This is a genomic window from Psychrobacillus faecigallinarum (genome assembly GCF_014836595.1).
Lineage (GTDB): Bacteria > Bacillota > Bacilli > Bacillales_A > Planococcaceae > Psychrobacillus > Psychrobacillus faecigallinarum.
In genome coordinates this window covers 26500-49359 of record NZ_JACSQO010000003.1, presented here as the reverse complement: position 1 = coordinate 49359, position 22860 = coordinate 26500, and the positions used below count along the sequence as shown (strand labels likewise).

Genomic DNA, 22860 nt, shown 5'->3' with positions numbered 1-22860 from the left:
TGAGCTTCTCTTATTAAGAACAGTTAGGCAACATCTTGGCGTGCTAACTGAATCTAACGGAAACCTATGATATATTAATCATAGGGATTTACGAAAGGATGTTATGAATGGCAAAACGCTTAGTATTAGCAGAAAAACCATCTGTTGCAAGAGATATTGCACGGGTACTTAAATGTGATAAAAAAGGAAATGGATATATAGAGGGCAAAGATTATGTAGTTACATGGGCACTAGGACACCTAGTAACATTAGCAGATCCAGAAAGCTATGATGTTAAATATAAAACGTGGAATTTAGAAGATTTACCGATGTTACCAGAAAACCTTAAACTGACTGTGATAAAACAATCAGGTAAACAATATAATGCTGTAAAATCGCAGCTAACGCGTGGCGATATCAATGAAATTATTATAGCTACTGACGCAGGTCGAGAAGGCGAATTAGTTGCTCGCTGGATTATTGCAAAAGCGAAAGTAAATAAGCCGATTAAACGCCTATGGATTTCTTCTGTAACTGATAAAGCGATTAAAGATGGCTTTGCAAACTTAAAGCCTGGCAAAGCGTATGAAAACCTCTATTCATCTGCTGTAGCTCGTTCTGAGGCAGATTGGTATATTGGTCTTAATGCCAGCCGTGCGCTATCTACAAAATTCAATGCACAGCTAAATTGTGGACGAGTTCAGACTCCAGTAGTGGCTATTATTGCAAAGCGTGAAGATGAAATAAAACATTTCAAGGCTCAGACTTACTATGGAATTGAAGCGCAAACAGTAGACAATTTAAAGCTTACTTGGCAAGATTCTAAAGGAAATGGTCGTAGCTTTGAAAAAGAAAAAATTGATGATATCGTGAAAAAGATTGGTAAAGGAAACGCTATAGTAACGGAAGTTGAGAAAAAGCATAAGAAATCGTTTGCTCCTGGTCTATATGATTTAACCGAGTTACAACGTGATGCAAATAAAATTTTTGGTTACTCTGCAAAAGAAACATTGAATATCATGCAAAAGCTGTATGAGCAACACAAAGTATTAACTTATCCTCGTACAGATTCACGCTTCATCTCATCTGATATTGTTAGCACCCTTCCGGAACGTTTAAAAGCTTGCGCAGTAGGAGAATATAGACCGTTAGCCAACAAAATCTTGAACAAGTCGATAAAAGCTTCTAAATCATTTGTAGATGACAGCAAGGTTTCAGATCACCATGCTATTATACCAACGGAAGGTTATGTAAATTTCTCTGCCTTTAATGATAAAGAACGCAAAATTTATGATTTAGTTGTTAAACGTTTCCTATCTGTTCTATTCCCAGCATTTGAGTACGAACAATTAACGTTGCGTGCGAAAATCGGTGATGAGAACTTTGTTGCTAGAGGAAAAACAATTCTAACAAGTGGTTGGAAAGAGGTCTATCAAAATCACTTTGAAGATGAGTCAACGGATGATTTAAAAGAACAGATTTTACCAAGAATCGAAAAGGGCGATTCGTTAAACGTCAAGTTGATCGCTCAAACCTCTGGCCAAACAAAGCCACCTGCACGCTTTAATGAAGCAACTTTATTAACAGCAATGGAAAACCCTACGAAGTATATGGAAATGCAGAATAAACAGCTCGCAGACACGTTAAAGTCCACAGGCGGATTAGGTACGGTTGCAACACGTGCCGACATCATCGATAAGCTATTTAATTCATTTTTAATTGAGAAGCGTGGTAAAGATATTCACATTACTTCCAAAGGTCGACAATTACTTGATTTAGTACCTGAAGAATTAAAATCCCCTACACTAACAGGGGAATGGGAACAAAAGCTAGAGGCTATAGCTAACGGCAAACTAAAAAAAGAAATATTCATTGCTGAAATGAAGAAATATACGAAAGAAATCGTTTCTGATATAAAAAGCAGTAATAAGAAATATAAACACGATAACATATCCACTAAATCTTGCCCTGACTGTGGAAAACCGATGCTTGAAGTTAACGGCAAAAAAGGTAAAATGCTTGTCTGCCAAGATCGTGAATGTGGTCACCGTAAGAATGTGGCACGTGTGACGAACGCTCGCTGCCCGCAATGTAAGAAAAAGTTAGAGCTTCGTGGTGAAGGGGAAGGACAAATTTTCGTATGTAAGTGTGGCTATCGTGAGAAATTATCTGCATTTGAGGCCCGCCGTAAAAAAGAAGGTGGCGGTAAAGTTGATAAAAAATCGGTACAGCAGTATTTGAAAAAGCAAAATAAAGAAGAAGAACCGATTAATAATGCTTTTGCGGATTTATTAAAAGGTATAAAATTTGATAAATAATTATAGAAGATGGGTTGTGTCATATTTTGACCAACCCATCTTTTATAATTATTAAATAAAGTTCTACAATTTCTGTGGAATATATAGTATGAAATTACTTTAAATTCAAAATTTTAATACAAGTAAAATGCCATATAGTGTACATTGTATTTAACAAGGAGGAAGGGGGGGACTATTTGAAACATATATTAGAATCTATTTTGCGCTTTTTTTGAGTTGTCTTCGGTTTGATTCTTCTAAGTGCATTTGTAGGATTGTTTACAAAGGGTATTCAGTTAAACATTGGTATGTATTTGGATAACATCATTCAAATCATTCAAGGATTGACTAGTCCCCAAAATATAGTGTTTATTGGACCAACCGGTTTTGAGTACTCCATTTTTATTGATTTTTGGGATAACTATTTCTATTCTATGATTTTATTTCTTACGGCATTATTAATATCTATAGTCATTGGGATTTTTATAACTTATTTGACTATACTATTACCCCAAAAAAGTAATCAATTTATCGTAAAAATAGTTTCACTATTAGAATCATTGCCGGACTTACTCATTATTATAATTATTCAGTTAGCAGTGCTGTTTTATTATAAACGGACAGGTACTTTACTTTTTTCAACTGCTGGAACTTCTCAAAATAAAACGTACTTTTTACCAATGATTTCTTTGTCATTAATCCCTGCTGTTATGGTTTTTAAAGTCATTCTTTATTTGGCAAATGAAGAGTTGGAGAAAACTTATATACTTTTAGCTAAAAGTAAAGGATTTAACAGTTCCGAATTATTCTTTTCGCATGTTCTAAGAAATATTGCTCCTAACATTATTATTCATAGCAAATCCATTATTTTAATACTGTTATCTTCTATGGTAGTTTTTGAAAAATTATTTAATATAAATGGGGTATTTTCATTTATTATTGCATATCCCAACCCTGACATAATTGCCTTTACGCTAATTATGATTTATATACCAATTTTCATTTTATATACACTTGTCACGAAAATTATCTATAAGCAAACTGGTCAAAGATTGGAATGGTGATATAAGTGAATATAATGAAAAGAGTTTTTAAAAATAAGCAGTTCCTTTTGGGTTTTAGTATAATTAGTGGATTATTATCAATAAGTATATTGTATTTTCTTATTTATCAAGATCGAATACCTACGGTAGGATTGTTGCTTGATAGTAGCGGGAAACCTATACGAGCACCTTATAGTGGTAAAGCATATCCACCTTTAGGGACTGATAATTTCGGAAGAAACATTGTAGTTGTAATGATCGTTGGGGCCAAATACACTATATTCGCAGGAATAGTTATTTCAATTATTAGAGTCGTTCCCTCCATATTCTTTGGGTTTATCATTCATTTTTATCTTCAAAAGATTAAGACTCCAATTAAATATCTTGCAGATACTATTAATTATTTTCCAATTACTTTGTTCGCATTTTTGATTTTAAATTGGGTTAGTTTTCAAGGGATATTGATGATGGAGGCAACCAACTCTTATTGGGATCTAGTAATGCTCTATATTTTAGTTGTATCCATTGTTTTTATTCCAACCAATTCCATACTAATAGCTAATGAAGTGCAATTAATAAACAAAATGGAATTTATTGAATGCTCTCGAACGTTAGGAGCAAGATCTTGGCGCATTATTACAAATCACATTAAACCGTTTTTAATGCCACAATTATATATAATCTTTATCAGGGAGTTTATACAATCGCTCATTCTCATGGCTCACTTAGGTGTTTTAAGTATATTTATTGGAGGAATAGCCTTCAAAGATGATTTGTTTGGATATTCTAAGCCAATTTCTCCAACTAGTGAATGGGCAGGTACGTTAGGGATGTGGTGGAGTTTTCTTTGGACATCTTACCCGTGGATTTCTTTAGTACCTATTGTTTTGTTAACAATATTAATCTTAGCGGCTAAATCTATATTAAATGGTTTGCAGACTGTTCTTTCATCAGAAGAACAGATTGTTAGTGTGGCTGATTACAAATCGGTTAAACAAATTGAAAGCCTTGAACCATTTCAGTTGGTCAAGGAGAAGTCTACTTGATTGTTTTCAAGTGGTTAAAAAAGCTTTGAAACGTTGTACTTCAACGTTTCAAAGCTTTTTAATAACCAAATTCTAAAAGTGTGTTCCCTCTTCACTCATTCCTGTATTTCGCTAAACTGATGGCCTTTAGTTAAAATTCTCTATTTATATAAAAATGCTTGAAAGGTATCCTTCTGGTCGATTGTGGCTAATAAGACATTACTTATGTCCACGTTATATGCTGACTCGACTTTATTTATTAGCCACTCCTTACTATGATTTGTTTTGTTTAATACATCGTAGTTAATTTTCCCTTCTTTAATAAGGACAGAAGGAAGAGGGACGGCTTCAGGAACTATATTCATATCTGCTCGAGTAGGAGTTTGGTGTTGAGGGTATAAAAAACTAGAAATAGAACCGTCTGGCTCCCATAAAGCACAAGCGACTTTTTGTACATCTTCTATCTTTTCTTTTCTTAATTCTGATAGAAGAAACTCAAGAGAAATTCTTGCCTTACGTAAGTTTGCATCAACAATCTTTCCGTTTTTAATAAGTGGAATGGGAGGGTGGTCTATAAAATGGCGAAACAGAGTCCACTTTAGGCTTAATGAGACACCGAGTGTATATAAAATAACTAAAGCAGACATGGTAATCATGGACCCCTTCATTCCTAAACCTTCATCAGACAAGGGGTGAGCGATAATATTACCGATAGATATTGCCATAGCAAAGTCGAGCAATCTTAACTGTGAAATTGAACGCTGGCCCATAACTTTTGTCGCAAAGAGTAAAAAGAAGAAAGCAACAACCGCTCTTAGAATCCATTGAATTGCTGTAAGTGATTCTTGGGAATGAAAGAAGTCCACATTTGATACATCCTTTATCGCTTTATGTTTGTTCTTATTGTCTCCTTTATAATTATGATTATGTGTTTGTTCTAAACAAGAAGAAAAAGTAGCCAAGTGGTAAAATATTCGATAGAGGAAAAGGAATAGCTTACTTCATATAATGCTTTATTAAATATGGAAAGATAGTAAAGTTTCGATTGAGAGTATGTCCTATTTATTTGATAGTTAGAAGCTTAGTTGTACAATCGCTATATCATATTGGATAAAAATTATAATATTGGAAATAAAAAAAATCTATGTTACTATCAAAATATTGGTACAAAAAATTGTTTTACAAGATTGAATCATTAACGGAAGTAGGAAAATTAAATGGTCAGTAATGAAAAATTTTATAATTTTCTTAAAAGTAAAACATGGGATCTAACAGAAAAATGGTACGAGAATCTTAACAAAGATCTAAATGGAATTTATAGTACTAATAATCAAGAGGAAATACAATTGCTTAAAGAGCAGAACCATCTATTCCATGAGAAATTTGTAGAGTTGTTTAACAATTCTAGTGAAGAAGGTCTAAAAAGTTTTGATGACTTTATCGAAGTAATAGTCAATGACAATGGTCATCAACGTACCCCCCTTACGGAAATAATAGGGGAATTTTTTCATCAACAATATCTTTATTTAGAATTATTAGAGGAATTTGTATCAAAATATGAGAACGAACTAAGTGACAAACAGATAATTGAATTTAGTACCGCTATTTTGTCTACAATCAATGATATTATTCTTAAGTTTACTAAAGAGTTTATAGAGCAATCTCAAATAAGATTGAAATCCCAACAAGAGATGATTATTGAATTAAGTGCACCAGTTATTAAATTAACGGCTGACTCCGCATTGCTACCACTAATTGGGGAAGTAGATACAAATAGGGCTAAAGTAATTTTAGAGCAATCACTTCAACAATGTGCGGATATGAAAATCAAACACTTATATATTGATTTGTTAGGCGTTCCGGTTGTGGATACTATGGTTGCACAACAATTATTTCAAATGATCAGTGCACTAAAGTTAATTGGAGTGAGTACCTCACTTTCAGGGGTTCGCCCTAGTATTGCACAAACAACCATACAATTAGGAATTGATTTTAAAGGTGTAGAGACACATTCTAGCATTGAACAGGCTATGAGGAAACATAGATAATTTAAGTCAAAGAACGTTCCTATTAGGAGCGTTTTTTATTTTATATAAAATGGAAGAGGAAATAATATTAGAAGGAGGAACTAATTTATAGAGTCAATTGTAACTGATAAAAAGAGAGTTTAAATAGAAGACATGAGCATTCCTAAAGTTCGAAGCGAATGTAAAAGTGGAGTGGATTAAGGAATTATCAACAACTTTACCACAGTTGTGGATAATTAAGTGAAAATTAAAATAAATGATATGATTTTAGTGCACTAGAAATATATAGCTCATAGAAAATTTAAAAGTATCTTATATGAATGATTGTTGTTTGGTATATATGGTATGGGTGTATAAAATGTTCAATATTTCAGTTTGATATATTACTTTTTCCTATATGCCCTTAACGATACTTTTAAAGCTGAATAATTCCCTATAGCTGCATAACCATAAAACCAACCCATAAAAAGGCCCGCAACAATATGATGACGATGGCTGATAAAGACAGAAATAATAAGGCCTTAGATCAAGGCTATGAAAGGGACATTTTTGGCTTGTACGCGAAAAAGAATTTTGATTATTTGAGTGATAATTATGATTACAGGTATAGCTATTACAGCATCCCAAAAATTTGTATGTATTAAAGGAAAATTCATATCACACCTCAATTTATTTCAGTTAGGTATAGATTTACCTAAAAAAAAGTGATTCATACTCTTTATAGTATAAAAAAGGTAAAAATATAAATGCCATACAATTGGATAAAGGCTAAACGGAGGCTTATGTATAAAACAGAAAGTAAAAAGTAAGAGACAATTTTTTATCTCTTACTACGCTCAATTTTATCTAACTTTCTTGTTAATTCATTAATTTGTTTTTGCATTTGTTCTATTTGAGCCGATTGATTTGACTGCTCACAGGATTTTTGATTATTTGTATTTTCTAATCCTTTAAGTGCAATACCTGCTGCTAAAGCTGCTATTCCATCTCCTATTGTAGTAAGTGTAGCTCCGAAAAGTGCTAATTTAGCTACTAGAAGATCCGTTGATTCTGAACTTGAATCATTTTGTAAATCATTCTTATTATTCATTAACATGCTTCCTTGTCTATATTATTAGCAATTATGCTTTATCACATGTTATTCAAGCCATTCAAACAAGCAAGGGCGTTTTTATTTAGACCCTAAGAAAAAAGGTCCTAAATAGCATATTAAATATGTTCCCGCTAGTGGTCTACAACAGCATTTAAATTGCCTCTCTATATTCAATGTAGAGAAGGTGTGCCTCTGTAAAGAAAGTAATATCGTTGTTGTTCTCCACAAAATAACCAACACTCTTATGTTGGCATATTCTAGACAAAAGACAGCCAAAGGATGTTAGACAAGATATGCATTCCAAAAACAACGAAAAATTCATTGAGCAGCCTAACTTAGGCCCAACATTGGAGTTCTTAGGTTCTGCTTTCGAAACACTAGGTCTACTTATTGGGACGATTGGAGAAGGAATATCCCTACAAGAAATGTTAGAGGAAGAACACTCCGAAAAGAAAATTATGAGTGATCAAAAAAGTCAACTATCCCAAATAGAAAAAAAACTAGACTGCATCATTAAGGAGCTTAAATCATTATAGTTGTGGCTTTTAAGAAAAATAAAAAGGACCATTCAATCTTAGGTCCTCATGACGGAGATGAGAGCGAGGAAATTTCTCATTTGTTAGTATTTGGAATTTTTAAGAACAAATTATTGTAAAAATACATTTACTCTTAACACTAGAGGCTAAGACATAATCAAATAAACAATTCGTATAAACCTTATCTGTTTGTCCACCCAAAATGCCCCCGATTTCCTTTGGGGGTTATTGTGATTATGAGGAAGTTCATAAAATTGTTATTATTACAATGTCCCTGAGTATAAAAAACTTCACTTTAACTAATAGATACACTACAATGAGTAATGTGAGGTGAGCTTACGTGAAAATTGGAAAGTTTAAAATGAACGAAAGTGGATTGAATCGCTTTTTCGGACCACTTGAATCTAAAATAATGGATATTCTTTGGACTGGTACGGAGATGACCATTAAGGATGTACAAAAGGTATTGGACTGTGAAAAAGCAACAAATTTTAACACGGTTATGACCGTCATGAACAGATTAGTGGATAAAGGAATACTACAAAAAAGAGCAGAGGGTAGATCTTCTATGTATATGCCAGTTCTTTCGAGAGAAGAGTTTATCAATACTCAATCTAAGGAAATGACGAACGAGCTTATGGACGAGTTTGGCAATGTGGTTGTCAGTCATATGCTAGATGCTATAGAAGATGTTGATGATGATCTAGTTGCTAAGCTTGAGCAAAAAATAAAAGAGTGGAAAAAGGAAATGTAGCTTATGAACAAACGTCAATCGACCCATATGTTTATAGCGTCTTTACTTATTTCTGGAATCATTTTTTTTCAGATGGCCATTTATGTTATTTCCATGCTTGCGGGATGGGATGTGAAGTTTAACCTTGTAGAAGTATGTCATAGCACATTAAAAATGATTGGTTTATCCTCACTGGAATATGCACTTGACGGTTTAGTCATTTTTACATTGGTTTATCTATTCTGGAAGATATGTATACAATTTGTTCAAGCGAAAAGGATGAAATTAAAGTTTCAACAATATAAAGAGAAGAAGCTAACAAAGAATTTAAATGAATCGTATAGCAACAAGAAGGAAGAATTTATCGTAATCTCTTATCCAACTCCTCTAGCCATTACAATGGGATTCTTTACACCTAAGATTGTTATATCAACTGGGCTTGTAAATCTACTTAACGAGGAAGAGCTAAATGCAGTATTAGCACATGAGATGTACCATCAGAATAACCGTGATCCTTTAAAAATGTTCATGTTATCATTATTTTCTACTACTATAAGATATATTCCGATATTAAAGTGGTTCCAACAAAAATATAGAATTGTCCAAGAAGTGTTGGCAGATGAATATGCTATAGAGAGACAAGCAACATCTGCAAGCTTAAGCAGTGCACTTTTAAAGATGTTAAAGGTAGGAAAGTTAGACCAAATGCCTTTTACATATGCATCATTTGCAGATACCTCTGTCAATTACCGAATAGAATATTTATTAAACCCTTTAACAGAAGTAAAGTTGCAAATTCCATGGAGAGACACTGTTTTATCCATTGCTATATTTGCGTTAATATGTAGCTTTTTTATTTACGCATTAGCGTAAATTTTTTACCCAATTACACTACGTTATGTAGTTTTAGGAGATGTTGAATTTGTCTAAGAAGATTTTTTGGTTTATAGGTGTTATTGCAATATGTATTGTTGGAATCATTGTATTAACAGATACGAAGGCAGAATCTGTTGTTATTGAATACGATGGACAGCCTTACATAGGTGAAGCATCTGCTCCGGTGGAAATTGTAGAATTTGGTGATTATAAATGCTCACATTGTAAAGACTTTAATGACAGTCTCTTCCCACTAATTAATGAGGAATTCGTAGAAACGGGGAAGGCGAAGTTTTACTACATGAACTATTCTTTCATTGCTGCTGATTCTAATACAGCCGCGCAGTTTGGAGAGACGGTATATAAGGAACTCGGAAATGAAAAATTTTGGTCCTTCCATCATTTGTTATTTGCAAATCAAACAAATGCAAGCGGTCAAGAAAACCTAATGTCAGATGAATTTTTAGTGGCGGTACTAGCTGAGATAGCGAGCGAAGAAGAAGTGGAAAAGGTTAAACAGGCATTTAGTGAAGAGGGAGGAAAGGAAGCGTGGAATCTAGATATGAGTACAGCAAAAAATCTTGGTATAGTTGCCACTCCATCCATTTATATTGGCGGTAAGGAGTTTACAGGGAAAACGATGACGGACTTTGCTAAAATGGTGGAAGAGGCTGCAAATGCTAAATAAATCTATTTTAGCTGCGTGGCTTGTAGCGCTTACCGCAACGATAGGTAGTTTATTTTTTAGTGAACGGATGGGATTTATTCCATGTACACTTTGCTGGTATCAGAGGATTTTAATGTATCCGCTGGTGTTTCTATTGGGTGTAGCTTTCTATAGAAACGACAAAAAGATTTATGTATATGCGCTACCACTATCTATAATTGGCATATGTGTTTCCAGCTACCATTATGCCCTGCAGAAAATTCCTTCCTTGCAGGAATTTAGCGCATGTACAAGCGGAGTTCCCTGTTCAGGACAATATATCAATTGGTTTGGTTTTGTAACTATTCCATTTCTAGCATTGTTAGCATTCGTTATGATTACCGTTTTCATGCTTGGTCTTTGGAAGAAAAAATAACAATTTATTATAAGAAGAGAGGAGGAAGTTTAGATGAACAAGAAAAAGAGATTTTATATTCGAGCTCTCATTTTGTCTTTAATGGTTGTTGCCATTGTATTTACGATTTACTCGAATGTAACAAAGGAGAAAAATGCAATCTTGAAGGAGGGGGACGCCGCACCTGATTTTGCATTAGTAGATATGAACGGTGAGAAGCATCAATTATCCGATTACAAAGGACAGGGAGTCTTTCTAAACTTTTGGGGGACATGGTGTAAGCCTTGTGAAAGAGAATTTCCTATCATAGATGAACAATATCAAAACTATAAAGATCAAGGGCTTGAAATCCTCGCGGTAAATGTAGGCGAGTCGGATTTAAAGGTTCAAAGATACATTGATAGAAAGGGATTAACATTCCCAGTTCTAATTGATAACAATAAAAGTGTTATCAACGCCTTCAATATTAACCCGTTGCCTACGACCCTACTCATCAACTCTGAAGGTAAAATAGAAAAGATCATAACCGGTGAAATGAGCGAGGAAAGCATCAAGAAATATATGGAGCAAATACTACCAATTTAATATCTAATTTAAGACGCTTCCTTAGTTAAACTAGGAACGTCTTTTTATATAGCGTTTTTCTATGTCTCTTCCAACTGATAATCATAAAATCGATTCATTAGGTGAAAACTATTAAAAGTTCGTAGTTAAAATAGCTTCAAAAATTTAAAAATCAAATAAGTTGCATACCCCTTTAGGGTATCATATACTGGTAGTAGGAATAGGAGGTTGGTTACTTGGACAATGTAATAGAGGAAAATACAGAATTACCATCAGACTTGTCTTGTAGGAGAAGTCACCATCCTGAGCATGTAAAAAAAGATTTAACCAATAGACTGAATCGTATTGAAGGACAAATTCGTGGCATTAAAGGGATGGTTGAAAAGGATATTTACTGTGACGATATAATTACCCAACTATCTGCAACCCAGTCGGCTTTAAATAGTGTTGCTAAGGTTCTTTTGCAAGGACATTTAAAGGGGTGCGTGGCTAATAGGTTAGCTGAAGGCGATGAAGAAGTGTTAGATGAACTGCTCGTTACGATTCAAAAACTAATGAGAAAATAGGAGGAATTCAAATGTTAAATCAAGTTACATTAGAAGTTAAAGGCATGTCATGTGGACATTGCGTTAAATCGGTAGAAACAAGTGTAGGTAATCTAGATGGCGTTGAACAAGTAAAAGTATATCTTGAATCCGGAAAAGTAGATGTATCCTTTGAAGAAGACAAAGTTACTTTAGCCAAAATAAAAGAAACAATCGATGAACAAGGCTACGATGTCCAATAATAGATGGAGTGCTCATACAGGCACTCTCTTTATTTAGGTAATATATACCCCCTAGACGTATATGAGAAAGGTGAGGGTTATGGAAAATAATATAAAGCAGACTAGCTATAAAATAACTGGGATAACCTGTGCGGCATGTTCTGCGCGAATAGAAAAAGTTATTAACAAAATGGACGGTGTGGAAGAAGCTAATGTAAATTTAGCGCTTGAAAAATCAGTTATCAAATATGACCCTGATAAAGTAACAGAAGAAGACTTTGAGAAGAAAATTGAGGCACTTGGATACGGAGTGGTGAAAGAGAAGAAAGAGTTTGCTATTACTGGTATGACTTGTGCTGCTTGTTCTACCCGCATTGAAAAAGGTCTAAACAAATTAGAGGGAGTAAGTTCTGCCAATGTGAATCTGGCTCTCGAACGTGCAACCGTAGAGTTTAATCCCTCCGACGTAACTATAAACGATATTATTCAAAAGGTAGAAAAGCTTGGTTATGGTGCAATAATTAAATCAGAGGATAAAGAGTCGGTCGATTATCGAGAGGAAGCAATACAAAAGCAAAAGGTGAAATTTATTGTTTCAGCTATTTTATCTTTGCCACTTCTCTGGACGATGGTTGGACATTTTTCTTTTACTTCTTTTATTTACATGCCAGAATTTTTGATGAATCCGTGGGTGCAAATGGTATTGGCAACACCTGTCCAATTCATCATCGGAAGACAGTTTTATGTTAGTGCATACAAAGCATTGAGAAATGGCAGTGCCAACATGGATGTACTCGTTGTGTTAGGAACCTCAGCAGCTTATTTTTATAGCGTTTATCAAGCAATTATTACTGCCGGTGAACATCATGCAGCTAACCTTTACTTTGAAACAAGCGCGGTCCTTATCACACTGATTTTGTTGGGTAAGCTGTTCGAAGCAAAGGCAAAGGGGCGCTCTTCGGAGGCTATAAAAAAACTAATGGGGCTACAGGCGAAAACGGCATTGGTTATTAGAGATGGTGCTGAATTGGTAATTCCCATTGAGGAAGTATTAGTAGGAGATACCATTCTAGTGAAGCCCGGAGAAAAAATTCCTGTTGATGGAGAAGTGATTGCTGGAAATAGTGCAGTCGATGAATCTATGTTAACTGGAGAGAGTATACCAGTTGATAAAGTGACTGGAGATTCGTTGTTCGGATCCACCATCAATAAAAATGGTTCCATTAAAATGAAAGCAACGAAAATTGGAAGAGACACTGCACTTGCTCAAATTATTAAGGTAGTAGAAGATGCCCAAGGCTCAAAAGCGCCTATTCAACGTTTGGCAGATAAGATTTCTGGGATATTCGTTCCAATCGTTGTAGGAATAGCAATAGTTACATTCTTAGTCTGGTTCTTAGTCGTTGAACCTGGTGAAATCACCCCAGCGCTTGAGGCATTGATAGCTGTGCTTGTCATTGCTTGTCCATGTGCTTTAGGTCTTGCAACACCAACATCTATCATGGCGGGCTCCGGTCGTGCTGCAGAGTTCGGAATCCTGTTTAAGGGTGGAGAACATTTAGAAACGACACACCATATTGATACGGTGGTGGTTGATAAAACTGGGACAGTCACTTACGGAAAGCCGAAGCTAACAGATGTGCTTATGGAAGAGGGAATGAAGGAATCCGACTTTCTCGCTTATATCGGGGCAGCTGAAAGGCAGTCGGAACACCCACTTGCAGAAGCAATTGTAGATGGGATCAAGGAGCGTGGGATAACACTACTAGAGGTAACTTCCTTTGAGGCCATACCAGGATACGGTGTAAAAGCAGTGGTAAATGAGCAAGAAGTGTTAGTTGGTACTAAAAAATTAATGAATCAAAATAATATTAATATAGCAGCTATTCTTAAACGAATGGAAGAGCTCGAGGGACAAGGGAAAACTGCTATGCTAGCAAGTATAAATGGAAAATTTGTTGGTATGATTGCAGTCGCTGATACGATTAAGGAATCCTCTTTACAGGCTATTAAGCGATTGAAGGAAATGAATATTGATGTCATGATGATCACTGGTGATAACCAGTTAACAGCCACTGCCATTGGAAAACAGGCAGGAATTGACCAGGTAATTGCGGAGGTGCTTCCAGAAGGTAAGGCAGCGGAAATTAAAAAGCTACAATCCTCCGGCAAAAAAGTAGCAATGGTCGGTGACGGTATCAATGATGCACCAGCTTTAGCAGTTGCTGATATTGGAATGGCTATCGGCACAGGAACAGATGTTGCGATGGAGGCAGCTGATATTACATTAATTCGTGGGGACTTAAACAGCATTGCCGATGCGATTATAATGAGTCGCAAAACAATGAGAAATATAAAGCAAAATCTATTCTGGGCATTTGCCTATAATACATTAGGTATTCCAATTGCAGCGGTTGGTTTACTCGCACCATGGGTAGCCGGTGCAGCTATGGCATTCAGTTCAGTTTCGGTGGTTTTGAATGCTTTACGTTTACAACGTGTGAAATTGGATAAATAGAGTGGTAAGGAGAACGGCTGCTGAAGTAGCGGTCGTTTTCTTTAATTAAGGTTCAAGGCCAAAAAGGCTTTCAAATATTTATTGGAGATTAACATTAAAAGGAGAGTTATATATGAAAAAAATAGCTGTAACGGGATTATGCACTTTATTTTTATTGGCAGGCTGTGGTGATGAAGGCGAAGAAACTACAAAGGACAATAATATGGAGCAGGAGCATGCTCATATGAATCATATAGATGACGGTGGAGAGATTCCCGAGGGCTTGGAAGAAGCACAAAATCCTAAATTTGAAGTAGGAAGTAAGGCAGTGATAGAAGCTGATCACATGGGTGGTATGAAAGGTGCAGAGGCTACAATTGTAGGTGCTTTTGATACAACGGTGTATGCTGTTACGTATACTTCTACGACAGATGGCAAAAAGGTAGAGAACCATAAATGGGTTATCCATGAGGAGTTAGAGGCAACTGATGGAAAAGGGATAGTTGGCTCAAACGTTAAGCTGAATGCTAAACACATGGAAGGTATGGAAGGAGCCGAAGCTATCATTGAATCTTCTGAGGATACAACTGTTTACATGATAGATTATGTTTCAACCACTGATGGAACAGAGGTTAAAAATCATAAATGGGTGACCGAGGACGAATTGTCCGAAGTTAAATAGCAGTGATTTTGATCAATATATAGTCTAAGCTTTTCTTGTTTAAATCTCCCCTTTAAGGGAAAAATAATAGCGGATACTTAAACAAGAGGAGGCGAAATAATGAATACGAAGTATGAAGAGTGTTTAAAGGCTTGCATAGAATGCTTAGAGGCTTGTAATAATTGCTTTGACGCCTGTCTAAAGGAAGAACATATTAAAATGATGGCGGGTTGTATCAGGTTAGACCGTGAGTGTGCAGATGTTTGTTCATATGCGGCTCAAGCTATAACAAGAAATAGCCCATTTGTTCAGGAAATTTGTAAGCTCTGTGCACAAATTTGTGATGCATGCGGAGAAGAGTGTGGGAAACACGATCATGAGCACTGTCAAAAATGTGCAGAGGCTTGTCGTAAATGCGCCGAGGCTTGTCGCCAAATGGTCGCATAAAAAATGCAAAAAATGGAGACTGTTAGACTATTTTCTGACAGTCTCCTTTTTAGAATTGAAATTAGGTAATTTTAACTAATTGAAGGAAAAATACATAAATATTGAATTGATTATTATGCCTCATATTAAATTATGCCTAAAGTTTATTTCATTATTTTGACAAATTAGGTAGACTGTAAAGAAGGAAATTTGTATGGAAAGGATGGTGAACATGATGAGTTTAGTGAAAGCTACAGGAAATGGGATGTCTAACTTAGTATCTAGTATGCGAGCAGTCCAAAGAAAGGACGCAGGACAGGCATATAGAAAACATCATGATTATTTCCAACCGAAAACTCCCTCTTTAAATGAATTGGAAGAACTTTTGCTTGGGAATAAAGAAAAAGAGAAGGACACCCCAGAACTTTCAGCTGCAATTCGTGAATTTCAAGAAATGGAAAAACAAACTATAATGGATATTAAGGGACCTGGCACTCCAATACAAAGCATAGGAGGACCGACACCTGAAAAAACAATTGAGCTATTAGAAAAAGTTCGTAGTCAGGCTTTAGCAGAAATGCCTGCGACACCACAGCATTTACTAGTGGCTGCAAATGCAACTTCGAAAATTAGACAAGAGGAAGCCCAACTAACGTTAAATGAAATGGCGAATAGACAAATTGAGTTAGAAACTAAGAGGCAAAAAGAAATGGAGGCTGAAGTTTTTAATCGTTCTATGCAGGTGGACTTTCAAACACCAAAAGTGTTGGAGGAAGACTTACAGAGCCTTCAAACTAAACGTTTAAAAGAACAGGCTATTGCTAAATATTCGTATCAAGTTCATATAAGAAAGTATGGCTTTTCGGATCAGCAACCGAGCTTCTTCCAAATAGCATAGGAGTAATAAGCATGACTAAAAAACAGAAGACCAATGCTGTTCGTATGTTAGAACAGCAGAAAATAGCTTTTGATTTAATCGAATACGAGCTGACTGGTGATCAAGTCGATGGGGTAACTGTAGCAAACAAAATAGGCTACCCCGTTTTTGTCGTGTATAAAACATTACTAGTTACCGCTGGTTCAAATAAATACTATGTCTGCATTATCCCTGTGGATCAAGAGCTAAATCTCAAAAGTGTGGCAAAGGAAGTTGGAGAGAAAAAGGTGGAGCTGTTGCATCTAAAGGACCTTTTGCCAACGACTGGTTATATCCGGGGAGGCTGCTCACCAATAGGGATGAAAAAGCTGTTTCCGACAATTGTAGATAGTAGCGCCGAAAACAACGACTATATTATCGTTAGCGGAGGAAGGATAGGGCTTCAAGTGAAGCTTTCGCTAACTGACCTACTCCGTATGACTAAAGGGAAAACGGCAGTAATTAGCAATTCCAAAAATGACTAGCAATCTTTTCTTAAGCGACTATAATAGATATAGTATTAAATGATTCCATTCCAACTTTTTAGTTGAGAATGGTTTTTTCGTTATAGGAAAGTAGGATAGAAACATGAAGGAACTTGTTTGGCGTTGGGTCTTTTTTATAGTGGGTATAACGATTATGTCCTTAGGGATTTCGATGACTATAAAAGGATATTTATTTGGTATTGGGCCTTGGGATGTTTTGCACGTTGGTCTTTTCAATCATTTAGGATTATCAATCGGCACATGGGCTATTTTAACGGGTATCATTATTGTGTTGATCACGATCATCAGTACAAAAAAAATTCCTGCATTAGGGACATGGCTTAATATTTTGTTTGTAGGATCATTTATCGATATGTTTAATTGGTTACTGCCCAATCCAACAGACTTGTTGGGACAGTCGATCATTTTTATATTAGGAGTTATGGTGATGAGCATAGGGATCGGGATTTACGTTTCACCGAATCTAGGAGCGGGACCACGTGATTCTTTAATGCTTCTCATAATAGAAAAAACAGGTTGGAGCTTAAAGAAAGTGCGGACAGGCATTGAAGTGATAGTCGCGATTGTCGGTTGGATACTAGGAGGCCCAGTAGGCATTGGTACAATACTTATCGCAATAGGGCTTGGACAATTAGTACACTATACATTACCTGCTTCGCAAAAATATTTGAATAAAATAAGTGGTTATACACTACCATTCGTGAAGAAGAGCGCTGAGAAACATATATGATTCTCAGTGCTTTTCATATTTTTGGTTGATGCAGCATACATTATCTATTGAATGAACGATAGAAAGGATGACTATTTGAACGGAACAATTACACACTTTATGGGGAAATCTTATACGGGACAAGGTGTTAAAAACTTCTATAAAGAACTCATTCAGGAAGCGAAAAAGGTATATTTTTTTAAAGGCCCAGCAAGCTCTAGACTCTCCGAAACCTTAAAAGAAATTGGATATGCAGCTATACGAAGAGGGAATGATATGGAATGGTTTTTAGATCCGCTCGACGAGGACGCTGTAGAGGCTGTTTATATTGTTGACACAAAAACACTTTATCTTCAAACGAATACGATTGATCCTTTCTTCTATGGGGCAGGGCATGAGTGGGTAACTTATTATGATGCCTATAAACTCGACAGGTTACGGGATGTGGGACTAGTTGTCCGCGACAAGCATCTAGAGGGAGAGGCTTGGCTTGCAAAGGGTTTGCAGTCCCTATCGAGAGCTAAGCTAATACATGATGACTGGGAGCAATTAATTCAACCTGGAATGGACTGGAAGGGTATTGATTCATTATTAGATGATCTTCAAAAAAAATATATAGGGAATGTGAAACTACAAAAAAATCCGAAGCTAACTCACCGTTTAATGGGTTCTTTAACGCCGTTAGGGGCAAAGGATACGTTTAGTTCAATTTCCAAAAGTTTAAAGACGCGTTTGTATATAAAAGGGCTGCCTGGCAGCGGGAAATCCTCCTTTATGAAAAAATTTGGAGAAGAAGCAAAGTCTCATGGTCTAGACGTTCGCTACATTTGGTGTGGGTTAGATGCCAATAGTATTGATGGGGTAGTGATACCGGAGCTTCAATTGAGTATTGTGGATGCGACTAGTCCACATATTTATGACCCTGAAAGAGAAGGGGATGAAATTGTAGATTTCTTCCCATATATCGACCAAAACCAATGGGCTGAAGAGGAATTGACGAAAGTCAGAGAGGCATACTCAAGCGAGATGGAATTGGCTCAAGATTACATCAGTACTTATTTTGCAGAGGCAAAGCTTATTAAATCACTCTATGACTCTGCCATAGATGAGGATAAATGGAGAGAACTTCACGATAAAATGCTAGAAACAATTGAGTGAGTAGGTTTCCTACTCGCTTTTTTTATGGTTTTTGACTAGCGTTTGCCAGGTGAAGAAGGCATAGACATTTATTTATCAAAAGAGACATATCTTAGTCTTTCTTCTATAACAATGGTAAAATAAAATGGACTATTTGTTTGAAAGGAAGATGAACTTGTCTAATGTATTAAATAACTTTTTAACAGAAAACCTAGAGCAATTAAAGAGTCAAGGTCTATATAACGAAATCGATCCTGTTGAAGGAGCTAATGGCCCAATTATAACAGTTGGCGGAAATGAGCTAATCAACCTATCCTCCAACAATTATTTGGGACTAGCTACAAATGACGAATTAAAGCGTATTGCAAAAGAAACGATAGATAAATATGGTGTAGGAGCGGGAGCAGTACGTACGATTAACGGAACGCTAGACCTACACGTAAAGCTAGAGGAAAAGCTTGCTGAGTTCAAAGGAACAGAAGCAGCAATATCTTATCAATCGGGCTTTAACTGTAATATGGCTGCAATTTCTGCGGTAATGGACAAAAATGATGCGATTCTTTCTGACCAATTAAACCATGCATCCATCATCGATGGTTGCCGACTTTCTAAAGCTAAAATCATTCCATTTAACCACTCTGATATGGATGATCTTCGCAATAAAGCGAAAGAAGCAACGGAATCTGGCCAGTACAACAAAGTAATGGTAATTACAGATGGCGTATTCTCGATGGATGGTGACATTGCAAAGCTTCCAGAAATCGTTGAAATTGCAAAAGAATTTGACCTAATCACGTATGTGGATGATGCACATGGTTCTGGTGTTACTGGTAAAGGTAAAGGAACAGTGAAGCACTTTGGTTTAGAAAAAGAAATTGATTTCCAAATTGGAACACTATCTAAAGCAATCGGGGTAGTCGGTGGATACGTTGCAGGGAAGAAGGACTTAATCGACTGGTTAAAGGTTCGTTCACGTCCATTCCTATTCTCTACTGCTTTACCACCTGGCGATGTAGCAGCAATAACAGCTGCAGTCCAAATGATCATCGATTCCACAGAGCTTCATGACAAGCTTTGGGAAAATGGTGACTACTTGAAGGCGGGCTTATCTAAGCTTGGATTTGATATTGGTGCATCTGAAACACCAATCACTCCATGTATCATTGGAGACGAAAAACTAACTCAGCAATTCTCTAAACGCCTATTTGAAGAGGGAGTATATGCAAAATCTATTGTCTTCCCTACGGTACCTAAGGGAACTGGACGCGTTCGCAACATGCCAACAGCTGCCCATACAAAAGAAATGCTAGATAATGCCATAGCTACTTACGAAAAAGTTGGAAAAGAACTAGGCGTTATTAAATAGAATAAGATTCCGGCTACCAATTGTTTGGTAGCCTTTTTTTGTGGGGGATACAATCGCAAAGTTTCTCTAAGTGGCAGTTAAATAAAGGGGAAGATAAACGGATGCGAAGCGTCTCCTAAATGCTAGAAATCGTCTCCTAAGTGGTGGGTACGCTCCTAAATATGGAGAAATGTCTCCTAAAACGGTGGGAATCGCTCATAAATGGATGAGAAGTGTCTCCTAAACGCTGGAAATCGTCTCCTAAGTGGTGGTTGCGCCCCTAAATATGGAGAAATGTCTCGTAAAACAGTGAGAAGCGCTCGTAAACGATGGGAAGTGTCTCCTAAATGCTAGAAATTGTCTCCTAAGTGGTGATGGCGCCCCTAAATATGGAGAAATGTCTCCTAAAATGGTGGAAAGCGCTCGTAAACGATGGGAAGTGTCTCCTAAATGCTAGAAATTGTCTCCTAAGTGGTGGGTACGCTCCTAATTATGGAGAAATGTCTCGTAAAACAGTGAGAAGCGCTCGTAAACGATGGGAAGTGTCTTCTATATGCTAGAAATTGTCTCCTAAGTGGTGGGTACGCTCCTAAATATGGAGAAATGTCTCCTAAAACGGTGGGAATCGCTCATAAATGGATGAGAAGTGTCTCCTAAACGCTGGAAATCGTCTCCTAAGTGGTGGTTGCGCCCCTAAAAATGAGGAAATGTCTCCTAAAACAGTGGAAAACGCTCGTAAATGGATGGAAAGAGTCCCCTAATGCCAAGAATTATCGTTAAAAAATAAATGATATTAGTTAATAGTAAAAAGCCCACCGTAGTGGGCTTTTATATTGAAATCGAATGATCTTACTGCCGGGTTCCAAGAATAATTGGTCCACTCATTTCAAATTATTTATCTCTTGCTGAAAAGAATAATAAAGGCTATATTTTTGGACGCCTGTTGCAAGCTCAATGCTTTTGTTCGCTTCTTGTTCATAGAGGTCGTTGTTGCCTTGCTCTTTTGCGATGACAGCTTCGATTGCATGCTGCATCCAACCTTTTGGGAGTTGAACCTTTAGTGTATGAGCCTCATCAAAGTCTCCTTTAAGAGCTTCTACATATGCTAAATAATAGGTTCTTAATGGTTCTTTGCTTATTTGTTTAGCTAGGTGCTCGAATTTAGAGACGTTGTTTTCAAAAAGTGCCAATATGGTTTTATATACTTCCTGCATATAGGGCTGTTTGTGCCTTTTCAAAATTTCCTCTAAGGAGCGTATGATCTGTTCTCGATCGCCAGTTTTCAAAGCTAGCGGGTAAGCAAATATTGGCTTTCGCTTATTCTTTTCTAGATATTGCTCTATCTTTTTCAAATTTTTTGATTTATAAACCGTATACATTTGAGGTACAACTATTAAAAGTAAATATACGGCTACTACTATCAAATAAATTAACCAAAAAGGTAAATTGAAAAAAGTCATAACCATAGTCAATATTACCCCTAGCAAAAAAATGAGTGCATATTTTAATATTTTCATAAATACCTCCTAATTAAACTATTATATCAAAAAATGAAATCGGATATGGTTGTATTTCACGAATGAACACGATATAATTATTACTTGATAAACCTAGTGATATCAAGGTGTTTTATTGATATAATGTACTTTCCAAAAATACAATTGTTTTTGAAAGGAAGAAATAAAGATGAAGAAAATTATGGTTACCGGAGCTTTAGGACAAATTGGTTCGGAACTAGTTGCGAAACTACGAAAAGAATATGGTTCAGACAATATTTTGGCCACAGACATTAGACATATATCATCGTCAGTAACAGAAAATGGTCCATTTGACATTTTAGATGTGACGGATGGAGAGAAAATGCATCAGCTTGCGAAGAATTTTCAAGCGGACACTATGATTCATATGGCTGCATTACTTTCTGCAACAGCAGAAGCGAAGCCGCTATTGGCGTGGAATTTAAATATGGGTGGATTAGTAAATGCATTGGAGGCTTCACGTGAATTAGGGATGCAATTCTTTACTCCAAGCTCTATTGGCGCTTTCGGACCTTCTACTCCTAAGAAAAACACACCTCAGGATACATTGCAGCGTCCAACTACTATGTATGGAGTAAACAAAGTATCAGGAGAATTGCTATGTGATTACTACTTTCAAAAATTCGGCGTGGATACAAGAGGAGTTCGTTTTCCTGGATTGATCTCCAATGAGACATTACCAGGGGGTGGAACAACCGACTATGCAGTTGACATTTACTATAAAGCATTAGAGGATGGCGCTTACACGTCCTATATAGCAAAAGGAACATATATGGATATGATGTATATGCCGGATGCGCTTCAAGCGATTGTTGATTTAATGGAGGCAGATCCGACTAAGCTAATTCATCGTAATGCATTTAATGTAACGGCAATGAGCTTTGAACCGGAACAAATTGCTGCATCTATCCGCAAGGAAATACCTTCCTTTAAGATGAATTATGAAGTAGACCCAGTTCGCCAAGCAATTGCTGATAGCTGGCCAGACAACATTGATGCGACTGCAGCAAAAGAAGAGTGGGGCTTTACGTATAAATACGATTTAGACGCAATGACGAAGGATATGTTACTAACGCTAAAGAATAAAAAAACGGCAGGCTCCTTATAAAGGACCTGCTTTTTTTT

The 22860-nt window shown here is 36.3% G+C and carries 24 protein-coding genes and 1 pseudogene; 21 read left to right on the top strand and 4 right to left on the bottom strand.

The features are described from left to right. Positions 1-107 precede the first annotated feature (107 nt). The 3 genes from H9650_RS07880 to H9650_RS07870 all read left to right on the top strand — a co-directional run bounded on the left by H9650_RS07880 (position 108) and on the right by H9650_RS07870 (position 4365). The gene (locus tag H9650_RS07880) at positions 108-2297 is read left to right on the top strand and encodes a DNA topoisomerase III (RefSeq protein ID WP_154311566.1); all 2190 of its coding nucleotides are present in this window, start codon (positions 108-110) and stop codon (positions 2295-2297) included. 227 nt (positions 2298-2524) lie between these two features. Then, positions 2525-3340 carry an ABC transporter permease subunit gene (locus H9650_RS07875; RefSeq protein WP_191696941.1) on the top strand — a complete coding sequence of 272 codons (816 nt, stop codon included), beginning with the start codon at positions 2525-2527 and terminating at the stop codon, positions 3338-3340. Positions 3341-3387: 47 nt separating this feature from the next. Continuing rightward, positions 3388-4365, top strand: a complete 978-nt coding sequence (locus tag H9650_RS07870) for a peptide ABC transporter permease (protein ID WP_191696940.1) — start codon at positions 3388-3390, stop codon at positions 4363-4365. A 140-nt stretch (positions 4366-4505) separates the two neighbouring features. On the opposite strand, the gene H9650_RS07865 is transcribed toward H9650_RS07870, so the two are convergent. Further along, entirely contained in the window at positions 4506-5210 is a 705-nt protein-coding gene (locus H9650_RS07865) for a DUF421 domain-containing protein (RefSeq protein WP_154311563.1), read from the bottom strand. A 351-nt stretch (positions 5211-5561) separates the two neighbouring features. On the opposite strand from H9650_RS07865, the gene H9650_RS07860 reads away from it, so the two are divergent. Further along, positions 5562-6392 (top strand): STAS domain-containing protein, encoded by an 831-nt coding sequence (locus H9650_RS07860; RefSeq protein ID WP_191696939.1) that lies wholly within the window; start codon positions 5562-5564, stop codon positions 6390-6392. 362 nt (positions 6393-6754) lie between these two features. Here H9650_RS07860 and H9650_RS20425 read toward each other — a convergent pair. Together H9650_RS20425 and H9650_RS07855 are read right to left on the bottom strand one after the other, a co-directional pair. Further along, positions 6755-7027 (bottom strand): annotated as a pseudogene (locus tag H9650_RS20425) (hypothetical protein). 164 nt (positions 7028-7191) lie between these two features. Beyond that, positions 7192-7461, bottom strand: a complete 270-nt coding sequence (locus H9650_RS07855) for a translation initiation factor 2 (RefSeq protein WP_144539870.1) — start codon at positions 7459-7461, stop codon at positions 7192-7194. Between the two features lie 296 nt (positions 7462-7757). On the opposite strand from H9650_RS07855, the gene H9650_RS07850 reads away from it, so the two are divergent. The 16 genes from H9650_RS07850 (at position 7758) to H9650_RS07775 (ending at position 20218) form a co-directional block, all read left to right on the top strand. Continuing rightward, complete coding sequence (locus H9650_RS07850; RefSeq protein ID WP_144539868.1) at positions 7758-8000, top strand: hypothetical protein; 243 nt, start codon at positions 7758-7760, stop codon at positions 7998-8000. 340 nt (positions 8001-8340) lie between these two features. Beyond that, positions 8341-8754, top strand: coding sequence for a BlaI/MecI/CopY family transcriptional regulator (locus H9650_RS07845; RefSeq protein WP_151111429.1), 414 nt, complete (start codon positions 8341-8343; stop codon positions 8752-8754). A 3-nt stretch (positions 8755-8757) separates the two neighbouring features. Beyond that, positions 8758-9606 (top strand): M56 family metallopeptidase, encoded by an 849-nt coding sequence (locus H9650_RS07840; protein WP_144539864.1) that lies wholly within the window; start codon positions 8758-8760, stop codon positions 9604-9606. Between the two features lie 40 nt (positions 9607-9646). Next, positions 9647-10297 carry a DsbA family protein gene (locus H9650_RS07835; protein WP_340862579.1) on the top strand — a complete coding sequence of 217 codons (651 nt, stop codon included), beginning with the start codon at positions 9647-9649 and terminating at the stop codon, positions 10295-10297. Then, on the top strand, positions 10287-10691 hold the full coding sequence (locus H9650_RS07830) for a disulfide oxidoreductase (RefSeq protein ID WP_144539860.1): 405 nt from the start codon (positions 10287-10289) through the stop codon (positions 10689-10691). The genes H9650_RS07835 and H9650_RS07830 overlap by 11 nt, the downstream gene beginning before the upstream one ends. A gap of 33 nt (positions 10692-10724) precedes the next feature. Beyond that, complete coding sequence (gene resA / locus H9650_RS07825) at positions 10725-11255, top strand: thiol-disulfide oxidoreductase ResA (protein ID WP_144539858.1); 531 nt, start codon at positions 10725-10727, stop codon at positions 11253-11255. Positions 11256-11470: 215 nt separating this feature from the next. Then, on the top strand, positions 11471-11800 hold the full coding sequence (locus H9650_RS07820; RefSeq protein ID WP_186318219.1) for a metal-sensitive transcriptional regulator: 330 nt from the start codon (positions 11471-11473) through the stop codon (positions 11798-11800). A gap of 11 nt (positions 11801-11811) precedes the next feature. Further along, positions 11812-12021 carry a copper chaperone CopZ gene (gene copZ, locus H9650_RS07815; RefSeq protein WP_144539856.1) on the top strand — a complete coding sequence of 70 codons (210 nt, stop codon included), beginning with the start codon at positions 11812-11814 and terminating at the stop codon, positions 12019-12021. 79 nt (positions 12022-12100) lie between these two features. Further along, the gene (locus H9650_RS07810; protein ID WP_191696937.1) at positions 12101-14518 is read left to right on the top strand and encodes a heavy metal translocating P-type ATPase; all 2418 of its coding nucleotides are present in this window, start codon (positions 12101-12103) and stop codon (positions 14516-14518) included. Between the two features lie 112 nt (positions 14519-14630). Beyond that, positions 14631-15179: a DUF1541 domain-containing protein gene (locus tag H9650_RS07805; protein ID WP_154311557.1), complete on the top strand. Its 549-nt coding sequence runs from the start codon at positions 14631-14633 to the stop codon at positions 15177-15179. Positions 15180-15278: 99 nt separating this feature from the next. Beyond that, complete coding sequence (locus H9650_RS07800; protein WP_154311556.1) at positions 15279-15605, top strand: four-helix bundle copper-binding protein; 327 nt, start codon at positions 15279-15281, stop codon at positions 15603-15605. Between the two features lie 193 nt (positions 15606-15798). Further along, complete coding sequence (locus H9650_RS07795) at positions 15799-16482, top strand: hypothetical protein (protein WP_191696936.1); 684 nt, start codon at positions 15799-15801, stop codon at positions 16480-16482. 11 nt (positions 16483-16493) lie between these two features. Continuing rightward, the gene (gene ybaK / locus H9650_RS07790) at positions 16494-16985 is read left to right on the top strand and encodes a Cys-tRNA(Pro) deacylase (RefSeq protein WP_144539846.1); all 492 of its coding nucleotides are present in this window, start codon (positions 16494-16496) and stop codon (positions 16983-16985) included. Positions 16986-17088: 103 nt separating this feature from the next. Further along, positions 17089-17736 (top strand): YczE/YyaS/YitT family protein, encoded by a 648-nt coding sequence (locus H9650_RS07785; protein ID WP_151111423.1) that lies wholly within the window; start codon positions 17089-17091, stop codon positions 17734-17736. 75 nt (positions 17737-17811) lie between these two features. Continuing rightward, positions 17812-18873: a hypothetical protein gene (locus tag H9650_RS07780; RefSeq protein ID WP_154311554.1), complete on the top strand. Its 1062-nt coding sequence runs from the start codon at positions 17812-17814 to the stop codon at positions 18871-18873. Positions 18874-19021: 148 nt separating this feature from the next. Next, the gene (locus H9650_RS07775; RefSeq protein ID WP_404814875.1) at positions 19022-20218 is read left to right on the top strand and encodes a glycine C-acetyltransferase; all 1197 of its coding nucleotides are present in this window, start codon (positions 19022-19024) and stop codon (positions 20216-20218) included. Positions 20219-21078: 860 nt separating this feature from the next. Here H9650_RS07775 and H9650_RS07770 read toward each other — a convergent pair. Beyond that, positions 21079-21714, bottom strand: coding sequence for a YrzE family protein (locus H9650_RS07770; protein ID WP_144539838.1), 636 nt, complete (start codon positions 21712-21714; stop codon positions 21079-21081). A gap of 169 nt (positions 21715-21883) precedes the next feature. Between H9650_RS07770 and H9650_RS07765 the strand changes: the two genes are divergently transcribed. Continuing rightward, the gene (locus tag H9650_RS07765) at positions 21884-22843 is read left to right on the top strand and encodes an L-threonine 3-dehydrogenase (protein ID WP_154311553.1); all 960 of its coding nucleotides are present in this window, start codon (positions 21884-21886) and stop codon (positions 22841-22843) included. Positions 22844-22860 lie beyond the last annotated feature (17 nt).

Excerpts from the sequence above, each read along its gene's own strand:
- H9650_RS07880 (WP_154311566.1), top strand. The coding sequence starts at position 108 with ATGGCAAAACGCTTAGTATTAGCAGAAAAACCATCTGTTGCAAGAGAT.
- H9650_RS07860 (WP_191696939.1), top strand. The coding sequence starts at position 5,562 with ATGGTCAGTAATGAAAAATTTTATAATTTTCTTAAAAGTAAAACATGG.
- H9650_RS07855 (WP_144539870.1), bottom strand. The coding sequence starts at position 7,461 with ATGAATAATAAGAATGATTTACAAAATGATTCAAGTTCAGAATCAACG.
- H9650_RS07850 (WP_144539868.1), top strand. The coding sequence starts at position 7,758 with ATGCATTCCAAAAACAACGAAAAATTCATTGAGCAGCCTAACTTAGGC.
- H9650_RS07840 (WP_144539864.1), top strand. The coding sequence starts at position 8,758 with ATGAACAAACGTCAATCGACCCATATGTTTATAGCGTCTTTACTTATT.
- H9650_RS07835 (WP_340862579.1), top strand. The coding sequence starts at position 9,647 with ATGTTGAATTTGTCTAAGAAGATTTTTTGGTTTATAGGTGTTATTGCA.
- H9650_RS07830 (WP_144539860.1), top strand. The coding sequence starts at position 10,287 with ATGCTAAATAAATCTATTTTAGCTGCGTGGCTTGTAGCGCTTACCGCA.
- resA (WP_144539858.1), top strand. The coding sequence starts at position 10,725 with ATGAACAAGAAAAAGAGATTTTATATTCGAGCTCTCATTTTGTCTTTA.
- copZ (WP_144539856.1), top strand. The coding sequence starts at position 11,812 with ATGTTAAATCAAGTTACATTAGAAGTTAAAGGCATGTCATGTGGACAT.
- H9650_RS07810 (WP_191696937.1), top strand. The coding sequence starts at position 12,101 with ATGGAAAATAATATAAAGCAGACTAGCTATAAAATAACTGGGATAACC.
- H9650_RS07805 (WP_154311557.1), top strand. The coding sequence starts at position 14,631 with ATGAAAAAAATAGCTGTAACGGGATTATGCACTTTATTTTTATTGGCA.
- H9650_RS07800 (WP_154311556.1), top strand. The coding sequence starts at position 15,279 with ATGAATACGAAGTATGAAGAGTGTTTAAAGGCTTGCATAGAATGCTTA.
- H9650_RS07795 (WP_191696936.1), top strand. The coding sequence starts at position 15,799 with ATGGAAAGGATGGTGAACATGATGAGTTTAGTGAAAGCTACAGGAAAT.
- ybaK (WP_144539846.1), top strand. The coding sequence starts at position 16,494 with ATGACTAAAAAACAGAAGACCAATGCTGTTCGTATGTTAGAACAGCAG.
- H9650_RS07785 (WP_151111423.1), top strand. The coding sequence starts at position 17,089 with ATGAAGGAACTTGTTTGGCGTTGGGTCTTTTTTATAGTGGGTATAACG.
- H9650_RS07775 (WP_404814875.1), top strand. The coding sequence starts at position 19,022 with ATGAACTTGTCTAATGTATTAAATAACTTTTTAACAGAAAACCTAGAG.
- H9650_RS07770 (WP_144539838.1), bottom strand. The coding sequence starts at position 21,714 with ATGAAAATATTAAAATATGCACTCATTTTTTTGCTAGGGGTAATATTG.
- H9650_RS07765 (WP_154311553.1), top strand. The coding sequence starts at position 21,884 with ATGAAGAAAATTATGGTTACCGGAGCTTTAGGACAAATTGGTTCGGAA.